Genomic DNA, 18,955 nt, shown 5'->3' on the forward strand with positions numbered 1-18,955 from the left:
GGGGCCGTACGGGCCCTGTACCAGAGCCGTTCGGCACCCGCAGGAGGGCGCCGGGTTCGTCGGCCTCGGCCGGTAAGCGTGCATCCGCCGTATGAACTCCCGTGGCCTGGGGGCGTTCACGGGCTCGGGCACATGCCGCCGCAACGGGCAGCGGGCCTGATGCCGCCGGCCGGGGGATCCAGGCCTCGGCTGGCGCTGATGCCATCGTCCTCGCCGTGGACCAGCCGGCGAACGTGGAGGTCGACGAGCCCGCACCGAGCCCTTCTCCGCCTCGACCGTCACCGCATCATCGTGCTGGTTGCCACGACCCGGCTCACCCGGCCCGGCCGCCTGGCCCCTTCCCCGGGCGTTTGACCGCGTGGCCGACGATGACGGTCTCCGCGCCGTCGACTCCCAGACTGCCGAGGTCCTGGGTGAGGAACCGGTAGAGGTGTTCCAGGTCACGTACCCAGATCGCGATCTGCAGGTTGGACGGGCCCGTGGTGGCGAACGCGCCGTGCACGGCGGGGTGTTCCGCCAGGGTGCGCCCCACCGCGTCGAGGCGGGCGGGGGCGACGCGCACCATGATGTTGGCGTCGATGAGGAGTCCCAGCCGCCTCGGATCGACCACGACCTGGGTGAGGAGTCGGCCGCTCTCGGTGAGCCGGGCGATGCGGCGCCGGACGGTGGAGTCCGGGTGGCCGGTGCGCTGGGCGACGACCGCGGCCGGTGTCCTGGCGTCCTCCTCCAGCACGGCGAGGATGTCGCGGTCGATGTCGTCCGGCATTCCCGCCGGGGCGGCTCCTGGCGGGAGCAGCGGTGTCAGCGCGGTGCGTTCGGCGCCGCTGAGGACTGCGTGCCGCCAGTCGGAGGCCTCGGCGAAGACATGCAGGACGGTGTCCGCCGCCACGGAGGTCACGGACCGGGTCGCGGGCAGATCCCGGAACACCAGGTGGTCCCTGGTGCCCGGCAGCGTCCACGAGACGGCGAGGATCTCGTCGCCGGACGCCGACACATCGATGAACGGGACATCGGAACGGGCTGCCAGGGCCGCCGTGATCGCGTCGAGCTTGCCGCCGAGCACGCGGATCCGCAGAAACAGCGCGCCAACCGAGTCGCGTCCGGCGTGCGGGGCAATCACCCTGCAGGTCCCGTCGCCCATCAGGGCCTGCCAGCGCCGGTGCACGGTGCGCGGGCTCATTCCGAGGACTTCACCGGCCCGCTCGGCGGTCAGGCGTCCGTCGCACTGCAGCGCCGCGACCAGCCGCTGATCGCGCTCGTCGAGTGCGGAATTTGCCGTTTGGTGGGCCACAGGTGGCAGTATCGCTCACGCAGACTCCCTGGAGGGACGTGTGGCGCCGGGTGCGGCGGAGGATCGACGTGTCGACCGATTCACGCACTGGAGCCGAAGATGACCTACGAGAACCTGCTCGCACCCATGGCCGTCGCCGCGCAGGAGGTGGGTGAGCTGCTGCTGGCCACCCCACGCCCGGCGCCTGTCACCTCCCTCGACGAACTGGCCGCGCGCTACGGGGAGTTGGAGGCGCCGACGGCCGCCGTGATGCGGCGCCATCTGGAGGCACTGCGTCCCGGGGTCACCTGGGCGGACGAACTGGACGACCTCGCCGTGCTGCCCGACGGCGAGCTGTGGGTCGTCGACGTCGTGGACGGCGCGGTGCAGTTCCTGCAGGACCTGCCGCAGTTCTGCGTGAGCCTGGCGCTGGTCGAGGACAGCGAGCCGGTGGCGGCCGCCCTGCACGCGCCGCTGCTGGGAGAGACCTACCTCGCTGCCCTCGGAGCAGGCGCCACCCGCAACGGGCGGCCGATCACGCCGTCGGCCAAGACCGACCCGGCCGTCGCCATCGTGGCGACCAGCCATCCCCCGTTCATCACCCGGCAGCCCGAAGCCGCCAAGGAGGCCGGACGGTCGCTCGCCGCCGTGCTGCCGTACGTGGGTGCCGTACGCAATCTGGGTCCCACCTCGTGGCAGATCGCCGATACGGCGGCCGGACGCCTCGACGCCTTCTGGCAGTTCGGTCGCGACGCCGCCAATCTGCTGCCGGGCGCGCTGGTGGCCCGGGAGGCGGGCGCCCTGGTCACGGACGCCGAGGGCCGTCCCTGGACCGCGAGGTCCGACAGCTTCCTCACCGCACCGGTGGGACTGCACACGCGGCTGGTGGAGACTCTGCGCGGGAGCAGTCCGTCGGTGCACGGCCTTCGATAGGGCCCGGCGGACCAGCAAGCGGCACTCCCTGCGCCGCAGGTCGTACCGAGGTCACGGCAGACGGCGCGCGGACGCGGTCGGTTCGGTGGACCCGTCGTCGGCGAGCGCGGGCGGATTGGCCCGCGAGTAGGCGTGAAACTCCCACCTCAGGGAGCTGGCATGGTCGATCTGCACCACTTTGGCGATGTCGAACTCGACCACCCGCAGGGCCCCCGGGTACTTCTGGGCGCGGGCGGGGTCCCAGTCGATCCGTCCCTGCCCGGTCAGCTGCAACGTGTGACCGTTTTCCCAGTCCAGGAAGAGCAGACCGGTCGCCGGATTGAGATGCATGTTGCCGAGCGTCATATAGAACTGATTGCCGGTGTAGTCCGGCCAGACGACGGTGCGCGGGCCGGCGACCGTGACGAATCCCGGCATGCCGCCGCGGTGCGAGGAGTCGGCGCCATGCCCGGGCGAGAGGCTCGCGACGAAGAACGTGTCGGCGCCCTCGATCCACCGCTGCTGGTCTTCACCGAGCTCTTCGCCGGTCACGGCCGGTCCGGCGCCGCCGGGTACCATCTCCCTGACGGTGCGTGTCTGAAGGTACTTCGGGCAGTTGCCCAGTACCTGCCCGGTCCGTACGACGAGGCGGTTCCCGTCGCGCCTGGCGACTCCGTTCATCCGGATCCGACGTCGTGTCTGCGACTGGAGGGCGAGCACACCGATGTCCCGTTCGGTGTGGAAGGCCTCGCGGAGCGGATCACCGGGCGCGGGCAACGCGTCGATGACGACGGTCCGTTCGTCCACCACTTCGGCGAAACCGGTCGGCCCGTCGACGACGGTCGACCAGATCTGGCCCTCGTCGTCGGCCCCGGCGATGACGAGCATGCGCTGGTCCCGGACGAACGGGACGAACCCGTGGGGGATCTCGGGGCCGAACATCGGAGAACCCCATCCGGGCCCGCCTTCGCGCGCCTGCCGCTGGATCGCCTGCTCGCCCTCATGCTCGACGTTCCTGATATCAATCAATCCTCCTTTGCGCGAGCCCGATCACTTCCAGGCACGGTCGAGAAAGTCGGCGATCAGTGGCGCGATTTCCGGCAGATGGGTCTCCAGGGCGAAGTGGCCGGTGTCGAAGAGGTGGAGTTCGGCGTCGGGCACGTCGCGGAGGTAGGCACGGGCGCCGGGCTCGGGGAAGAAGGGGTCGTTGCTTCCCCAGGTGATGAGGGTGGGCGGGGTGTGGCGGCGCAGCCATGCGTGCCAGTGGTCGTAGTGCTCGACGTTGGTGTGGTAGTCGAAGATCAGTGCCTGCTGGGCCTCCTTGCGGCCGGGCAGGTCGAGGAAGTGCTGGTCGAGGGTGTAGCCGTCCGGGGCGATGAGGTCGGGGTCGGGGACGCCGGTCTCGTACTGGCTGCGGGTGCCGTCGAGGGTGAGCATGCCCTGGATGGCGTCCTCGGCGCCGGGGGTGTCGGGGGTCAGGCCGATGAGGCGGCGAGCCGCGTCGGAGAGCCCTTCCTCATAGGCATTGCCGTTCTGCACTACCAGCCCCGCGATCCACTCCGGGTGGCGTTCGGCGATACGGAAGCCGATGGGCGCGCCGAAGTCGAAGACGTACATCACGAACCGGTCGAGGCCGAGGCACCGGACGAAGCCTTCGGTGATGTCGGTGAGCCGGTCGAAGGAGTAGGTGAAGTCGTCCGGGGCCCGGGTGTGGCCGAAGCCGGGGTAGTCCGGGGCGATCAGCCGGTAGCGCGAGCCGAGCGCGTCGATGAGGCCGCGGAATTGGTGAGAGCCGGACGGGAAGCCGTGCAGGAGCAGCAGCACCGGCACGTCGGCCCGGTCCGGGAGGGACTCCCGGTAGAAGACGCGGACGCTGTCGACATCGATGTGGCGATGGACGGTGCGGGGAGCTGCGGCAAACATACTAATCCCTCATAGGTAGATGTATGCATTAGGTATATCGGGACCAGACTAACGTGTCAATCCGCCGATGTATCATTAGCGGCATGAGCGATCTCGTGCCGCTGACCGGAGAACCGCTGGCCCTGGACCTGGTCAACACCCGTCCGACCGCAGGCGACCTGCTCACGACCACGGACGACCTGCGGGCCTGGTGGGCCCTTCAGGCCGACCGCCTGCCGGACGAGGTGCCACAGGCGGTCACCGCTGCGGATCTGGCCGCCGTGCGGGTTGTACGGGAGCACACCGCCGGCGCCCTCAGCCACCTCCGCCGAGGCGACGAGCCCCTGGCGGCCGACCTGGACGCGCTCAACCGGGCACAGCGTGCCGCGCCGGCGATCAACGAGCTGGCATGGAACGGGTCGGCGGTGACCGCCACCCGCCGACGCGACGGCTCACCGGGCCTGCGGCTTGCCGCCTGCCTCGCGGAGGCCGCCGCCGAACTGCTGTCAGATCCCGCGGTCACCAGGATCCGGGAATGCGAGGCGGACGACTGTGTGATGCTGTTCCTGGCCGCGCATCCGCGGCGCCGCTGGTGCTCGGCCACCCGCTGCGGCAACCGGGTGCGCGTCGCCCGCCACTATCAGCGCAACAAGGCCGGCTGACCCGAACGTCCCACGCCCTCGGGTCCCCGGGGAGCTCCTGGCAACCGGAGACGGGGACGGCGGCCCCCACCACCACGCCACACCCCCGGCGCGAACGCGGTTGCCGGCAGCGGACCGCCGATCAGCATGGCCACGAACCCAGTACGGCGATGGCAGGCAAGTCGGGGGACGAGGCGGGCACGGTCGGTCCGCCGGCGTGCTCATGGCTCCAGCTCGATGTCGATCTCGGGTGGCTCGTGGAGGGTGTTGTACACCGTGCAGTGCGAGGCCACGGCCAGCAGCGCGGCCCTGCGCTGCACGGAGAGCTCGGGCGGCGGTACGACCACGACGTGCAGGGAGGCCACGCGGGCCGGGCGGTCGGTGGCCATGGTGAACTCCGTGCGGACGCGCAGTCCGGTGCGGGGCAGGCCGTGCCGGTGCAGATAACGGCCCGCATGGAACGCGACGCAGGTGGCCAAGGAGGCCGCGAAGAGTTCGGTGGGGGTGGGAGCGGTGTCCGTGCCGCCCGCCTCCGGCGGTTGGTCGGCCTGAAGCCGGTGCCCGCGGATGTCCAGGGTGTAGACGTCGCGGTCGGTGTGCGTGACCTCGAAACGGTGCACGTCCGGCTTCTCGTTGTGGAGCTGGTTCGTGCTCAGGGTCTGCGGTGCGCTGCCGGTCATGGCCTGGCCCTTCTCGCTGGTGCACACGGCTGTCACCTTCCAGTCGACCTCGGCGGGCGCAGTTGATCGAGGGGCCGAGGGGGTGCGGCGGGGGCCGTTCGGCCCTCGTCCGGGCCGCCTCAGCCGTACAACCGGCCGGGTGTTCAAAGGCGGGACGAACGGCCCTGCCCTCGAGGCCGGGCAAGGACGCAGGCTGGGAGGCGAGGCGACGTAGTCGATCCCCTCGTCGGGGAGACGGGCGGCGGCCATGAACGCCCAGGCCACGGGCGCAACCGACCAGACCCGGGTGCTGGTCGTGGAAGACGACCGTGGCATCGCGGAGTCGCTGGTGCGTGGCCTGCGGCAGGCCGGCTATGCGGTCGAGGACGTGCGGACCGGGCGGGCCGCGCTGACCGCGCCCTCCCCCGATGTGGTGCTGCTCGATCTGGGGCTGCCGGACATCGACGGGGTCGAGGTGTGCCGGCGGCTGAGGGCCCGGTCGACTGCGGCGATCATCGCCGTGACCGCCCGGGGTGAGGAGGCCGACCGGGTGGTCGCCCTGGACGAAGGAGCGGACGACTATCTGGTCAAGCCGTTCGGGCTGGCCGAGCTGCTGGCGCGGATACGGGCGGTGCTGCGCCGTCGGCGCCCGGCGCAGCCGGAGATCCTGCGGCACGGGCCGCTGGCGCTCGACCTGCGCACCCGGCAGGTCTCCGTCGACGGCCGCGCGGTCGCTCTGACGCCGAAGGAGTTCTCCATTCTGGAGTGCCTGGCCGCCGATCCGGGCCGGGTGGTGAGCCGGCGGCAGATCCTGGAGCGGGCGTGGGACGCCCATTGGTACGGGCCCACGAAAGTGCTCGATGTCCATGTCGCGGCGCTGCGCCGCAAACTCGGCGTTCCGGGGCTGATCGAGACGGTCTACGGGCACGGCTTCCGGCTCGGAGTGGGCCAGGAGTCCCAGGAGCAGCCGTGACCCGCCGGATCGCCTGGACGCTGCTGGCTCTGACCTCGGTGCTGCTGGTGCTGGCGGTCGTACCGCTGGCGGTGTCGATGACGGCGCGTGAGCGCGTCTCCTACCGCGACAACCAGCGGGCGGCCACCCGCGTGATCGCCGCGGCCGCGGAGGAACATCTCTCGGACCACAAGCCGGCGACCGCCATGCGCAAGGAACTGGACACCGCGGCCCGCGCCGGGGACTGCGCCGCGGTGTACGACGCCTCCGCGCAGCTGGTGGCCGGTACGCCCTGTACGGCGGCGCAGGGCGAGGAGGCGGCGGAACTGGTGGGGAAGGTACTGGCCGGGCACGAGCCGGAACCGCCGGAGAACGAGGGCCGGCTGCTGGCAGCCGAACCGGCCGGTGAGGTGCGCCGCCCGGCAGGAGCCGTGGTACTGGCCCGCTCCGCGGCCCCGCTCGACGCCCGTATCGCCGCGATCTGGGGCTGGTCCGCCGCGATCGGCGCCGCGGGACTGGCCGCGTCCGTGCTGTTGTCCGTCCGCCTCGCCCGCTGGGTCGGCCGTCCTCTCTCGACGCTGGACGCCAGCGCCCGGCGGCTGGGCGAGGGAGCCCTCGACGAACGGACCGACATCGGTGGCGGACCTCCGGAAGTGCGCCGGCTGGCCGCCACTTTCAACACCATGGCGGCTCGCACGGAAGCCCTGGTGCACGGCCACCGGGCCGTGGTCGCCGATGTGTCCCACCAACTGCGCACTCCGCTGGCCGCGCTGCGGCTGCGGCTCGACGTCCTCGCAGCAGGTGCCGAAGAAGACACCGCGACGGAACTGGCCGCCGCCCAGGAGGAGATCGCCCGGCTGTCCCGGCTGGTCGACGGACTGCTGGCGGTCGCCCGCGCCGAACAGGCGACACCCCGCCCGACCGCGGTGCGCGTCGACGAGGTGGTGGCCGAGCGGGTGGCCGCCTGGTCGCCCGTGGCGGAGGAGCGCGGGGTGGGGCTCAGCGCCGTGTCCGCGGGACCCGCGGTGACCGTCGCACTGGGCGCGGGCCATCTGGAGCAGATCCTCGACAATCTGTTCGCCAACGCGGTGGAGGCCGTGCCCGCCGGCGGGAGCGTCACCCTCGACCACCGGGCGGCAGGCGAACGGGCCCGGCTGCTCGTGCGGGACGACGGGCCGGGGATGACGGCCGAGGCGAAGGCGGTCGCATTCCACCGGTTCGGGAACCCGGAGGCCAGGGGCAGCGGCCTGGGACTGGCCATCGTCCACCGGCTGGTCACCTCCAACGGCGGTACCGCCCGCCTGGAGGACACCCCGGGCGGCGGGCTGACCGTCGTACTGGATCTGCCGCTGTGGCCGGAGCGCGGGCACGAACGGGGGATCGCGTCGAGATCCTTACCGGTGGACCGGACGGCGGACCGGTACCGGTAGATCTTTACGGGTTCTGAAGAAGACGCGAACCAGTTCCCGAGTGCCGTCGGCACAGCCTGGAGACGCAGGCATCCGATGCGGGCCGCCGATTCAACAGGAGCGCTGCCATGGCACCCTCGCCCTACGACTTCCAAGGGCCCCCTTCCCCGGCCGGTTCGCCGCACGCGCGCGATCACGGCCTGCGGCGCAGCCGCCGCATCACCCGGTGGATCGCCGTCACCGCCGTGGCCGGTGCTGCGGCCCTGGGCACCCTCTACACCCATCTGCTGCCGGGCACCTCGGCCTCTCCCGCGCTGCCGGGCCCGCCCGTGCAGCACTCCGCCGCTTCCACCGCCGCCACGGCAGGAGGGGACGACCAGCACGGCGAGGACGACGAGGGCGCAGCCCCGGTCACACAGTCGGCACCGCAGCCCCCCGCCCAGCCGCCGGCCGCCTCCCAGGGACAGCCACACACCACGACGGGGGCGTCATGACCACCCGCGCCCCGACACCGGCCCGGACCGTCCTCCCTGCTCTGGGCACCACGGCCGCCCTGCTCGTGACCGACCCGAGCGCCCGGCCCATTGCGACGGCCGTCCTGCGCGCCGAGCTGACCAACGTCGACCTCAGGTGCGGCCGCTTCCGGCCCGACTCCGAACTCACCCGGGTGAACCTGGGCGCGGGCACCTCCATGACCGTCAGCGCATACTTCGCCGAAGCGCTCCAGGTCGCCCTGCGTGCCGCCCGGACCACCGACGGCGCCGTGGACCCGACCGTGGGCAGAGCAGTGATCGCGCTCGGCTACGACTGCACCTTCGCCTCCGTGCTCCCCGACGACGCCCGTCCCCTGGCCGCGGACCGCACCGCCCGCCGAACTGCTGCCGCCACCGGCAGCGGGGTCCTCGTCAGCCTCGGCGGCGATCTGACGACGGCCGGGCCGGCGCCGGAGGACGGCTGGCGGATCGCACTCGCCGACGACCACGCACGACCCGCCACGGAGCCGGGCCCCACTGTTGCCGTGACGGGCGGAGCACTGGCGACCTCCGGCATCCGGGTGCGCACCTGGCGGCGCGACGGGCGCACCCTGCACCACATCGTCGCCCCGGCCACCGGTGAGCCCGCCACACCTGTCTGGCGCACCGTCACCGTCGCGGCCGCCACCTGCGTGGACGCCAACACCGCCGGTACCGCCGCGATCGTGCTGGGCGACCGGGCCCTGGACTGGCTGCGCGACACCGCCCTGCCCGTGCGGCTGATCGGCCTCGACGGCGATGTCGTACGCCTTGGGGGCCGGCCGCCCGATTCACACGTTCCCGCCCAGGGAGGCGCGCGATGACGATCCTGGCTCTGACCGGCAGTCCCCTGTGGTACGCCAGCCGTGCGAGCGGCACCCTCTCCCTGATCCTGCTCACCGCCACCCTGGTGCTCGGGATCGCCTCCGGCGGGCGCTCCGCACCGCGCCGGATCGGCCGGTTCGAGATCGGCCTGCTGCACCGCGACCTGTCCCTGCTCACCCTGGTCTTCCTCGCCGTGCACGTGGTGACCGCGGTACTCGATCCGTTCGTGCACCTGGGATGGGCGGTCTCCGTGGTGCCGTTCGGGGCGTCCTACCGTCCGCTCTGGCTCGGGCTGGGTACGGCTGCCTTCGATCTGCTGCTGGCGGTGCTGGTGACCAGCGCGCTGCGGCTGCGGCTGGCGGTGCGGCGCTGGAAGGCGGTGCACTGGCTGGCGTATGCGGCATGGCCGTTTGCTCTCTTCCACGGGGTGGGCACCGGCACCGACACCCGCCTTCCCCTCCAGTTGTGGCTGTACGCCGGGTGTCTGGCCTCGGTGGTCGGTGCCGTGTGGTGGCGCCTCGCGAAGGCGGGCCCTGGACGGGTCGCCGGGCGTCTGGTGGCCGCCGTGACTGCGACCGCCATACCGGTGGTGCTGGCGGGGTTCCTCGCCACGGGACCGCTGCAGCCCGGGTGGGCCCAGCGTGCCGCCGCGACGACGATCCTGCTCGGAGGTGGACGATGAACTCCTCGGCCGCTGCGTCCTTCGCGCCCCACCACCCCTGGGCCGGGCCGGTCGATCCCGCCGAGGCCCGTCTGCTCGCCGAGTGGTACTCCACCGGGCAACCGGCGACACTCACCGATCATCTGGGACGCTACGGCCCGCCTCCCGGGAGCCGTACGCCGATGTCCCTGGTGGAGGCCGTCGAGGCGGCGGGACTCACCGGGCGCGGCGGCGCCGGGTTTCCCACCGCCCGGAAACTGCGTGCCGTCGCGGAGCACCGTGGCCGGGCGGTGGTCGTCGTCAACGCCATGGAGAGCGAACCCGCCAGCCGCAAGGACCAGTTCCTGCTCGCCGTCGCACCCCACCTTGTCCTTGACGGTGCCGTCCTGGCCGCAGCCGCGGTCGGCGCCGACACCGTCCACCTGTGCCTGCCCCGCGACCGCACGGCCCAGTGCGGGCAACTCGGGGCGGCTCTGGCCGAGCGCCGGCGCGCCCGCCTCGACCGGGTGCGGGTGCGCCTGCACGCCCTTCCGCACGCCTACGTCTCCAGCGAGTCGACCTCACTGGTGAGCTGGCTCAACGGGGGTCCGGCCCGTCCTCAGGGCAGCCCGCGCACCCACGAGCGCGGCGTCGCGCGTCGCCCCACGCTCGTGCACAACGCCGAGACACTCGCTCACCTGGCCCTCATCGCCCGACACGGCCCCCGCTGGTTCCGGCAGGCCGGCGCCCCGGACGAGCCCGGCACCACGCTCGTCACCGTCTCCGGCGCCGTCGCCGCCCCGAGTGTCCTCGAGGTCGCGCTCGGCACCCCCCTCGCCAGGCTCCTCAACCGAGCCGGAGGCCCGACGGAACCCGTGCAGGCGGTCCTGCTGGGGGGTTTCGCCGGCACCTGGCTCCCGGCGGAGCATCTGCACACGTCCCTCGCCCGGCGCGATCTGGCCCCGCTGGGTGCAGCGCCCGGTGCGGGCGTGCTCGTCGCGCTGGCCCATTCGGCCTGCGGGCTGAACGAGACGGCACGGATGCTCGCCTATCTGGCCGCTCACGGCGCCCACCAGTGCGGTCCCTGTCATTTCGGCCTGCCCGCCGTGGCCGAGGACTTCGCCGCCCTGGCGGCGGGACGGGCCGATGCTGATCTGTTGTCCCGTCTGCACCGCCGGACCGCTCTGCTGCCTGACCGGGGCGCCTGCCGCCACCCGGACGGTGCCGCCCGCCTCGCGGCCTCCGCGCTGCACACCTTCGCCGAAGAGGTCGAGCGGCACCTCACCCACGGCGCCTGCGAAGCAGCCCGTCGGCCGCCCCGGGTCCCTGTGCCGCCTCCCACACCCCCGGAGGGATGGCGATGAGCCGCACCCGGAGCCTGCGCATCGACCGCATCGCCTGTTCGGGCCAGGGCCTGTGCGCGGAACTGCTGCCCGAGCTGATCGACCTCGACGAATGGGGCTACCCCGTGATCAAGGACCGGGCTGTCCCCGACCGCCTGCGCACCCATGCCCGCCGGGCCGTCGGCGCCTGCCCCCGACTGGCCCTCCGCGTCGAGGGCGCCGAGCCGTGACAGACCGCGACCACCGCTGGTCGGATCACGGCAGCGGCTCCGCCATGGCCGTACCGACCCGGGCGCGTACCGCCTCTCCGGCCCACCGCCGGAAGGAGGTCAGGGCCAGGCTGTCCTTGAGCCGGGGCCGAGCGGGCTGAGCAGCGCCCATGCCCAGACGTTGGCGGCGAAGCCCGTGGCGGCGAGCGCCGTCATCAGCCACGCCCGGCGGGTGACGGTGACTTTTTTCGGCAGTGCGTCGTCGCGCTTCCTCGATGGCTGCAGCCATGGGGTCCTCGTCCAGGTGAGCGAGATGGGGCCGACGGGCCTGTCGGGTTCGTGCATCTCCTGCATCGGGGCCGGCGGTGCTCAGGACTGCAGATGCACCCCGTACAAGCTGCGTCCGCCCACGAGTTCGCGGCCGGTGATCAGTTCGGGCGCGATGCGGAGGAAGACCTCCTCGGGCGAGGGCGCCCAGGAGTGGGGACCGGTCCGGGCCAGGCGCTCGTGCTCGTCGGGATCGCGCACCACGGTGGCCGCCCCGGTGACGACGACGCTCCAGCCGGAGTGCGCCACCGCGTCGACCTCGTCGGCCTCGAAGGCGACCACCGTGCCGTCGACGGCGCGGGCCAGTTCGGAGGCCGCCGAGGTGCACAGCAGCACCGCGCCGTCACTGTCGAGGGAGAAGTTGACGGGCAGCACCGCGGGCAGGGCCTGCCGGGTGTGGACGATGCGGCCGACGGGCACCTTCGCCAGGAGACGCAGGCACTCCTGCCGTTCGAGTTCACGGAAACCGTCGTTGGGATACATGAGCCAGCCCGTCTCTCACCTGGATGCGACGCTGGAGCGTCCGGTCCATCGTCCGTCGGGTCGCGGCGGTGGGTGAGGGTCCATCGGCCCTGGCCCGCCGCAGAACGTCCCGCATCACACCGTGATGCGTCGCCCGGTGATGGCGAGGGGATCGATGCGCACCCACTGGTCGCGGTGCCCGCCGGCCCACGGCTCGCTGCGGGCGCCCTCGGCGAGTCGGTACACCTCCTCGGGGTCCGTCACGGTCCGGGCATGGCCCCGGACCAGCACGCTCCAGCCGCTGCTGAACGCGTCGTCGATGCGGTCGACCTCGAAGGCGACCTGGCAACCGGATGCCTGCGACGGTGTGCTGCCGGGTTCGGTGCGGAAGACGATCGCACCCTCGACGACGCTGTAGTTCACGGGCACGACGACGGGCCCCGACGCAGTGGGGACCGCGATCCGCCCCACGCCGTGGGTGGAGAGCAGAGCCCGGCACTCCGGGACGCTGAGCGACGTGAAGTCCGGGCTGCGGGAGGCCTGCCCCAGGCCGCTCGGCAGTTCGGTGTCGCCGCCGGTGAGGTCCCGCACGGTGGTCCCAAGGACCTGGGACAGCCGGAGCAGGACGCCTGGACCCGGTGCAGCACCGGGGTGCTCCTCGAGGTACTGGAGGTAGCCCGGCGCCATCCCGGCACGGGTGGCTGTCTCCCTGCGGCTCAGTCCGACCTCCGCGCGCCGTGCGGCGAGACGACGTCCGAGATCGCCCAGTGCATGTTCCTCGACCGTCCGAGACGGTGCTTTGTCAGCCATGGCCCCTCGCTCCCTTTCGCCCCACCGGACCACACCAGACGCCCGGATTGACCCGTAGATCCAGCATGTCCGGATCCGGTGGGGCGGACTTGGGCCGGTCGGCCCTGACTGCCAGGCCGGACGGGACCGCTTCCGAGCGCGCCGGTGTCGGCGCTCATCGTCGGACGGGGGCACCGCCGCATCGTTGCGGCGGTGCCCCCGTCGGGGACGCTGTGGTCACATCAGCCAGCGGTTCCGGCTGACGAAGGGCAGTCGCGCCCAGACCTTCCCCAGGCCCCAGGTGGCACCGGCGCCGGCCGCCGCCAGGGCGATGACGACGACGGCGTAGATGACGTGGTAGTCGGCGAACGGGTTCGTCGACATGCTCAGCGACCCGTCGGACAGGTGCTTGGCGGGCGGCCATTCCGCGATCCACATCAGTGCCATCATCGCCGTGCCGGCCACGGCCGCGAGCCGCAGGCCGATGCCCGCGATCAGGGCGAGGCCGATGCCGAGCAGGCCGAGCATGAACAGCCAGTCCGCCCAGCCGGCGCCGGCCCAGTCGTGGAAGGTGGACCTCATCGGTCCGGCGGCGACGGAACTGAGGAATCCCTTGGTCGGCGAGCCGCCGTCGATCCAGCCCTTGCCGGACGGGGTGGCGTAGCCGAAACCGAAGGTCTTGTCGAGGAAGGCCCACAGGAAGACGAACCCGGTCAGCAGGCGAAGCCCGGCGAGGACGTGTGCGCTGGTCGCCGTGAGCGCGACGGCGCCGGTCTCGTCGACGGGCCGCTGAGCCGTCGCCGGCCTGTGCACGGACGGGAGATGGAACCGCACGTGCCGGTGCGGTTGGTCGTGGACTGCCATGGTGCTCATCCCTCTCCAGGAGTGATGCGCGGGTTGACGACTCTCGTTGCGCTTTGAATGTCCCGCTCCGGCAGTCGGCGCCGCAGGGGCTGCGCGGCCCGTGTGCCGGGCCGAACGTCCCTGCTGTGAAGGCCTGTTCGGCCGCCCGCTGCGGTCCGGGTCAGCCGGTGGGTACGAGAACCACCGGGCAGTGCGAACGGTGCAGCAGGGTGTGCACGACGGGGCCCAGGTGCGGGCCGGGCCGCTCTGTGTGACGGTGGACGCCGATGACGACGACACCTGCTTCGCGGGTGGCTTCCAGCAGCGCGTGTGCCGGCCCGGCGGTGACGGTGTGCGCCTCGACGCCGACCTCGGGGTGTTGCTCCCGCAGCACGGAGAGGGCGAAGCGGGGCACTGCCTCCTCAGCGGCGCCGCGTCGGCCGAGTTCCCGCTGTCCGGGGCTTGTTGCGGGCACCGGCGACGGCACTTCGGGGGTGACGTGCCGGTGGGACCAGGAGTGCAGGACGCGCAGCCGGGTGCCGCGCCGCTCCGCCTCCTGGAAGGCGTAGGCCGCGGCGTCCGCGTCGGCGTCGCTCGCCAGGCCCAGCAGCACCTCCCGGCCGTCGTCGCACCGGTGGTCACCGCGTACGACCAGCAGCGGACTCCGGATGTGCGCGGCCAGGCGCAGGCTCACCGAGCCGAAGAGCAGTCCGGTGAATCCGCCCAGCCCGCGGTTGCCCACGACGGTGAGGGCCACGCCGTCGCTCTCCCGCATCAGGGCCTCCACCGGGCCGCTCACAGGTGACACGGTCTCGACCTGCAGGCCGGGATGGTGTGCCCGGATGCGTGCGGCGGCCGACGCGAGGATCGGTCCGGCCTCATCCTGGTCGCGGACTGCATGGATGATGCGCAGGGCGGCGTGGCGGCGTACTGCCTCCTGCGCCGCCCAGTCCAGCGCCCGTACGGCGGTCAGTGTGCCGTCGACTCCGACGACGGCGTACTGGGCAGTCATGTCGCTGTTCCCTTCTGTGCTCCACGTTCTGTGCTCCTGTATGGCTCTCATGCTCCGGCGGACCGTCACGCAGGAAATGGGCCGTCAGTCCCGCCCCTGCCGGAGAGCGACGCTCGATCCACCGTCCGTGAGGGCATGGAGCCGCCCGGCCCCCGCCGGACGTGCGCAAAGGGCCGACCGGCCCTACCGCCGTACGTGACATCCCGCTTTGCTCTGACTATGGCCGAAATCCGCACCGGGCCGGCGCCCTGCCACACGGAACGCGTCATCGGGGGCACGACGGTGGTGGAGATGCGCGGCGAGATCGACATGCTCACGGCGACGCCGCTTTTGGCGCGCCTCGACACCCTGACCGCAGGCCCGCGCCCCCATCTGGTGCTCGACCTGCGCCCCGTGACCTTCATCGACTGCAGCGGCCTGCGCCTGCTGTGCCGCGCAAGGAACCGGGTGCTGGCCCGGCAGGGCAGGCTCCGACTGGTGACCGACAACGGCCGCCACCTGCGCGTCCTGCGGCTCGCCCTGCTGGCGGACGTCTTCGAGATCCTCCCCGACCTGCACACGGACCGGTGCGATGCTCGCGAACAGAGCACCGTCTCCGCGGTGCCGGGCTGACCGCTGCCGCCTGCATCTGCTTCCCCGGCCGGCGCCCGGGTGCTCGCCGAGGCCGGAGACGACCGGGACCGCTTCGCCGCCCGCCGATGCCCAGGCAGTCGATGAGGACCCTCGGGCATGCCGGCCCGCCCGGACCGTAGGCCGAACGACTCAATCCGCACCCAAGAACCACCGCTCCCGATGGGCCGGCATGCCGCCCATGGCCAGGAGGTGGCCAGGATCGGCGGTCGTGAACGTCGGCCGGCCCGAGCCGATGGCCGGCTCCCCCGCCGGCCGGGCCTTCCTGCGCGGGGAGGTGGTCGAGGCGCCGAAGGGCCACGGTGTGCGGATGTACTTGCCTCTGCTGGGCGGGAGCGGCCAGGTGGGGGCGACGGCCCTGGCGCTGGATGCCGTGGGCGGCGACGAGTGGCGTCTGCTGGGCAGGCTCGCCGCCCTGGTCGCCGACGTGGAGCCGGCGCATGGCGCCGGTGCCCGGCAGCGGTCGCGCCTGGTATGGCGGAGTCCTCGCTTGCAGGTGCTGCCACCCGGGACGACGATCGGAGAGCGGGTGTTTTGCCGCTCCGTTACCCTGAGGCATGTGATGGGTCCCACATCACACACCGGTGAAGGCGGTCGCCCGGATCCGCCCGTGGAGGCGCTGACCCCCAACGGTGACCCGGTGCTTGCCGCACGGTTCAGCGTGCCGGTGGTCCCGAAGACGTTCGTGCACAGGCCCCGGCTCACAGCGCAGCTGGATGCCGGAGTCGAGGGGCCGCTGACCCTGGTCGACGGGCCTGCCGGCGCGGGCAAGACCCTGCTGGTCGCCGACTGGGTCACGGGAGGGGGCCTGCCGGGGCCCGCGGCCTGGCTGACGGTGGAGCCCGAGGACAGCGGTCCCGGTGTCTTCTGGACCTATGTGCTGCAGGCATTCCGGCACCATGGGATCGCCCTGCCCGACCGGATCGGCAGCCCGGCCCGCCCCGGAAAGGTGGACCATTCGCTGCTGACCCGCCTCGCGGCCTGGCTGGACGGGCGGGACGTGCCGGTGATCCTCGTCCTGGACGACTTCGACGGGGCGTCCGGGTCCGCCGAGGTCGCCGACGAGCTGCAGTTCGTGCTCCGGCACGCGGGCGAGGGCCTGCGTCTGGTGATCATCTGCCGTGCGGAGCCGTTGCTGCCCCTGCACCGCTATCGGGCCGCCGGTGAACTCGTCGACATCCGCAGCGCCGACCTGGCGTTCCGTTCCGAGGAGACGGCGGCCCTGGTCGATCGCCACGGGCTGCCGCTGTCGGCGGAGACGGCGCGTGCGCTGACCGAGCGCACGGGCGGCTGGGCGGCCGGACTTCGGCTGTCCGCCCTGGCGGCCGAGCACGCCGAGGACCCGGAAGGCTTCCTCACGGACTTCGAGGCCGGTCAGAGCACCCTCGCGGACTTCCTGCTGGCCGAAGTGCTCCGCACGCACCCGGCGGAGACCCAGGACCTGCTGCTGCGCACCAGCATCGTCGAGGAAACCCATCCGGATCTGGCCAATGCCCTCACCGGGCGGAACGATGCGGAACCCATTCTGGCGGAGCTGCAGCGCGCCAACGCGTTCGTCGAGCCCATCGGGCACTCCTGGTATCGGCTGCACCCGCTGTTCGCCGAGATCCTGCGGGCCCATCTGCGCGTGCGCCACCCCGGCCTCGAGCCGGAGCTGCACCGGGTGGCTGCCAAGTGGCTGAGCGGGGCGGGCCTGCTGAGCGAGGCCCTGCCGCATGCGGCGGACGCGGGCGACTGGGATCTTGCCGCCGCCGAGCTCATCGACGATCTGGCGATCGGCCGGATGCTCACCGGCCTGGACGCCGAGCGCCTGGACGGTCTCTTCGCCCCCATGACCACGGACGCCTCCGGGCCCGCGACCGATCTGGTGCGGGCGGCGCGCGAGCTGACCCGCCACGACGTGGAGCGTGGTGTCGCCTACCTGCATGACGCGCAGGAGAAGCTGCCCGACGACCCGCGCGAGGCAGCGGCCGCACAATTCAGCTGTGCCGTGTTGCGAGTGCTCGCCGCTCGGGTGGCAGGCTCCGCGGACCTGGCCGAGACGGCGGCCGAGACGGCGGCGCAAGCCGCGCGTGCGCTGCCCGCCGACCGGCTGGAGCAGCGCCCGGAGCTGACGGCCCTCATGCTCACCGACCTCGGATCGGCCCAGCTGTGGGCCGGCCGCTTCGATGCCGCTCGTTCGACGCTGTCCGCCGCCGTCCAGGCCGCCAAGGCGCCGTCGACGGCCTTCCCCCGGCATGAGTCCCTCGGCCGACTGGCACTGATCGACTATCTGCACGGCTGGCCCGGCCACGCCGAGTCGCACGCCAGGGCGGCGATCTCCGAGGCCGACCACTCCGGTCTGCCGGCGTCCGCGCGAACAGGGGTGGCCCAGCTCGTGCTCGCCGCCGTCGCCATCGACCGGGGCGAGCTCGTGGCGGCGCACGACCACCTCCAGCAGGCCGTCGCCTCGACCGCCGCGTCCCGCGATCCCATCGTGGCCGTCGAACTGGCACTGCTGCGCTCCCGGATGCGGCTTGCGAAGGGGGACCCCCGGGGAGCGCTCCAAGACCTCGACGCGATGGCGGAGAAGCCGCTGACCTCTGCGGACCCTTCTCCATGGGTGAACGATCGGATCGCGATGGCCCGAGCCGCCGTACGGCTGGCAGAGAAGGACGCCCGGGCCGCGGTGCAGGTCTTCGAGGACGAGCCGCCGCACACCCCGGAGGGCTTGGTGGCCGAGGCCCGGGCGTACCTGGCTGCCGGTGCGGCCGAGCGGGCGCTGGACATCCTCGACACCCTCTCCGACGACCCCCGCCGCGGACCGGCCATCACAGCCCGGGCCCTACTGGCCAGGGCACAGGCCGTCGACGCGCTCGGGGATGCCGCCACCGCGGAAGGCCTGGTCGTACGGGCCCTGGCGGTCTCCCGGCCGCATCAACTGCGGCGGCCTTTCCTGGAAGCCGGGCCGTGGCTCGGGCGGCTGCTGAATCGCCGGCCCGCGCTCACGCAGGGGCACGACTGGCTTGCCGGCGTGCCGGAGGGGCGCCCCCCTGCCCCGCGTCCGAAGCAGGGAGCCGTGATCACTTCTCATGAGCCCCTCAGCGAACGGGAGCGGGACGTGCTCGGGCGGGTGGCGCAGCTGATGTCCACCGACGAGATCGCTGACGATCTTCATCTGTCGGTCAACACGGTCAAGACGCACCTGAAGAACATCCACCGCAAGCTGGCTGTGAGCCGGCGCGGCGAGGCGGTCCGCCGGGCCCAGGAGCTGGGTCTGCTGTGAGGCCTGTTCACCTGCCCGGGGTGATGCCCCCCGCCTTCTGCCGCCGCAGCATGGAGACACAGAGACACCAAGGATCGGACGCCGGTGAGAGAAGCCTGCTCATGCACTATGAGATCCGCGTCGACGGGCAGATGTCGGACACGCTGACTGCGGCGTTCCCCGAGTTGGACAGCTTCGTCGCGTCCCGCCAGACCGTGTTGTTCGGCGAGGTCACCGACGAGGCCCATCTGTACGGCCTGTTGGCGCGGTTCCAGTCGCTGGGTCTGCGCGTGGTGGAGATGCGCCGGCTCCCGGCGTGAGAAGCAGGACCCCGTACGCACGACAGGGTCGGCCCCGCTTGGAGCGGGGCCGAC

Annotated in this window: 21 protein-coding genes; 12 read left to right on the forward strand and 9 right to left on the reverse strand. The window is 72.5% G+C overall.

Features of this window, described 5'->3' with window-relative positions:
- Positions 1–313: 313 nt before the first annotated feature.
- Positions 314–1,291, reverse strand: coding sequence for an AsnC family transcriptional regulator (locus tag AB0N07_RS24835; RefSeq protein WP_365838526.1), 978 nt, complete (start codon positions 1,289–1,291; stop codon positions 314–316).
- A gap of 99 nt (positions 1,292–1,390) precedes the next feature.
- Here AB0N07_RS24835 and AB0N07_RS24840 point away from each other — a divergent pair, with 99 nt between their 5' ends.
- The gene (locus AB0N07_RS24840) at positions 1,391–2,203 is read left to right on the forward strand and encodes an inositol monophosphatase (RefSeq protein WP_365838528.1); all 813 of its coding nucleotides are present in this window, start codon (positions 1,391–1,393) and stop codon (positions 2,201–2,203) included.
- A gap of 51 nt (positions 2,204–2,254) precedes the next feature.
- Here AB0N07_RS24840 and AB0N07_RS24845 read toward each other — a convergent pair whose 3' ends face one another.
- Together AB0N07_RS24845 and AB0N07_RS24850 are read right to left on the reverse strand one after the other, a co-directional pair.
- A complete protein-coding gene (locus tag AB0N07_RS24845) occupies positions 2,255–3,211 on the reverse strand; it encodes a pyridoxamine 5'-phosphate oxidase family protein (RefSeq protein ID WP_365838530.1) in 957 nt (318 codons plus the stop codon).
- 21 nt (positions 3,212–3,232) lie between these two features.
- Complete coding sequence (locus AB0N07_RS24850; RefSeq protein ID WP_365838532.1) at positions 3,233–4,105, reverse strand: alpha/beta hydrolase; 873 nt, start codon at positions 4,103–4,105, stop codon at positions 3,233–3,235.
- Between the two features lie 83 nt (positions 4,106–4,188).
- On the opposite strand from AB0N07_RS24850, the gene AB0N07_RS24855 reads away from it, so the two are divergent.
- Positions 4,189–4,746 carry a CGNR zinc finger domain-containing protein gene (locus AB0N07_RS24855; RefSeq protein ID WP_365838534.1) on the forward strand — a complete coding sequence of 186 codons (558 nt, stop codon included), beginning with the start codon at positions 4,189–4,191 and terminating at the stop codon, positions 4,744–4,746.
- 200 nt (positions 4,747–4,946) lie between these two features.
- On the opposite strand, the gene AB0N07_RS24860 is transcribed toward AB0N07_RS24855, so the two are convergent.
- On the reverse strand, positions 4,947–5,432 hold the full coding sequence (locus AB0N07_RS24860; protein WP_365838536.1) for an OsmC family protein: 486 nt from the start codon (positions 5,430–5,432) through the stop codon (positions 4,947–4,949).
- Positions 5,433–5,652: 220 nt separating this feature from the next.
- Here AB0N07_RS24860 and AB0N07_RS24865 point away from each other — a divergent pair, with 220 nt between their 5' ends.
- From AB0N07_RS24865 to AB0N07_RS24895, 7 genes are all read left to right on the forward strand, one after another.
- Complete coding sequence (locus tag AB0N07_RS24865; RefSeq protein WP_365838538.1) at positions 5,653–6,357, forward strand: response regulator transcription factor; 705 nt, start codon at positions 5,653–5,655, stop codon at positions 6,355–6,357.
- Positions 6,354–7,766, forward strand: coding sequence for a HAMP domain-containing sensor histidine kinase (locus tag AB0N07_RS24870; RefSeq protein WP_365838540.1), 1,413 nt, complete (start codon positions 6,354–6,356; stop codon positions 7,764–7,766). The genes AB0N07_RS24865 and AB0N07_RS24870 overlap by 4 nt, the downstream gene beginning before the upstream one ends.
- A 107-nt stretch (positions 7,767–7,873) precedes the next feature.
- Positions 7,874–8,239: a hypothetical protein gene (locus AB0N07_RS24875; protein ID WP_365838542.1), complete on the forward strand. Its 366-nt coding sequence runs from the start codon at positions 7,874–7,876 to the stop codon at positions 8,237–8,239.
- Positions 8,236–9,081 (forward strand): FAD:protein FMN transferase, encoded by an 846-nt coding sequence (locus tag AB0N07_RS24880; protein WP_365838544.1) that lies wholly within the window; start codon positions 8,236–8,238, stop codon positions 9,079–9,081. Before AB0N07_RS24875 ends, AB0N07_RS24880 begins: the two co-directional genes overlap by 4 nt.
- On the forward strand, positions 9,078–9,764 hold the full coding sequence (locus tag AB0N07_RS24885) for a ferric reductase-like transmembrane domain-containing protein (protein ID WP_365838546.1): 687 nt from the start codon (positions 9,078–9,080) through the stop codon (positions 9,762–9,764). The genes AB0N07_RS24880 and AB0N07_RS24885 overlap by 4 nt, the downstream gene beginning before the upstream one ends.
- Positions 9,761–11,086 (forward strand): NADH-ubiquinone oxidoreductase-F iron-sulfur binding region domain-containing protein, encoded by a 1,326-nt coding sequence (locus AB0N07_RS24890; protein WP_365838548.1) that lies wholly within the window; start codon positions 9,761–9,763, stop codon positions 11,084–11,086. Before AB0N07_RS24885 ends, AB0N07_RS24890 begins: the two co-directional genes overlap by 4 nt.
- Entirely contained in the window at positions 11,083–11,295 is a 213-nt protein-coding gene (locus AB0N07_RS24895; RefSeq protein ID WP_365838550.1) for a ferredoxin, read from the forward strand. Before AB0N07_RS24890 ends, AB0N07_RS24895 begins: the two co-directional genes overlap by 4 nt.
- 99 nt (positions 11,296–11,394) lie before the next feature.
- Here the strand turns inward: AB0N07_RS24895 and AB0N07_RS24900 are convergent, their stop codons facing one another.
- The 5 genes from AB0N07_RS24900 to AB0N07_RS24920 form a co-directional block, all read right to left on the reverse strand.
- On the reverse strand, positions 11,395–11,619 hold the full coding sequence (locus AB0N07_RS24900) for a hypothetical protein (protein WP_365838552.1): 225 nt from the start codon (positions 11,617–11,619) through the stop codon (positions 11,395–11,397).
- 24 nt (positions 11,620–11,643) lie between these two features.
- Positions 11,644–12,084, reverse strand: a complete 441-nt coding sequence (locus AB0N07_RS24905) for a pyridoxamine 5'-phosphate oxidase family protein (protein ID WP_365838554.1) — start codon at positions 12,082–12,084, stop codon at positions 11,644–11,646.
- A gap of 114 nt (positions 12,085–12,198) precedes the next feature.
- Positions 12,199–12,873, reverse strand: coding sequence for a pyridoxamine 5'-phosphate oxidase family protein (locus AB0N07_RS24910; protein WP_365838556.1), 675 nt, complete (start codon positions 12,871–12,873; stop codon positions 12,199–12,201).
- Between the two features lie 216 nt (positions 12,874–13,089).
- Positions 13,090–13,716: a hypothetical protein gene (locus AB0N07_RS24915; RefSeq protein ID WP_365838558.1), complete on the reverse strand. Its 627-nt coding sequence runs from the start codon at positions 13,714–13,716 to the stop codon at positions 13,090–13,092.
- Positions 13,717–13,876: 160 nt separating this feature from the next.
- A complete protein-coding gene (locus tag AB0N07_RS24920; RefSeq protein ID WP_365838560.1) occupies positions 13,877–14,707 on the reverse strand; it encodes a universal stress protein in 831 nt (276 codons plus the stop codon).
- A gap of 219 nt (positions 14,708–14,926) precedes the next feature.
- Here AB0N07_RS24920 and AB0N07_RS24925 point away from each other — a divergent pair, with 219 nt between their 5' ends.
- From AB0N07_RS24925 to AB0N07_RS24935, 3 genes are all read left to right on the forward strand, one after another.
- A complete protein-coding gene (locus AB0N07_RS24925) occupies positions 14,927–15,319 on the forward strand; it encodes an STAS domain-containing protein (RefSeq protein WP_365838562.1) in 393 nt (130 codons plus the stop codon).
- A gap of 229 nt (positions 15,320–15,548) precedes the next feature.
- Positions 15,549–18,602, forward strand: a complete 3,054-nt coding sequence (locus AB0N07_RS24930) for a LuxR C-terminal-related transcriptional regulator (RefSeq protein ID WP_365838564.1) — start codon at positions 15,549–15,551, stop codon at positions 18,600–18,602.
- A 101-nt stretch (positions 18,603–18,703) separates the two neighbouring features.
- Positions 18,704–18,901: a hypothetical protein gene (locus tag AB0N07_RS24935; RefSeq protein ID WP_365838566.1), complete on the forward strand. Its 198-nt coding sequence runs from the start codon at positions 18,704–18,706 to the stop codon at positions 18,899–18,901.
- Positions 18,902–18,955 lie beyond the last annotated feature (54 nt).

The sequence above is a fragment of the Streptomyces sp. NPDC051172 genome (genome assembly GCF_040682555.1).
Taxonomy (GTDB): Bacteria; Actinomycetota; Actinomycetes; order Streptomycetales; family Streptomycetaceae; genus Streptomyces.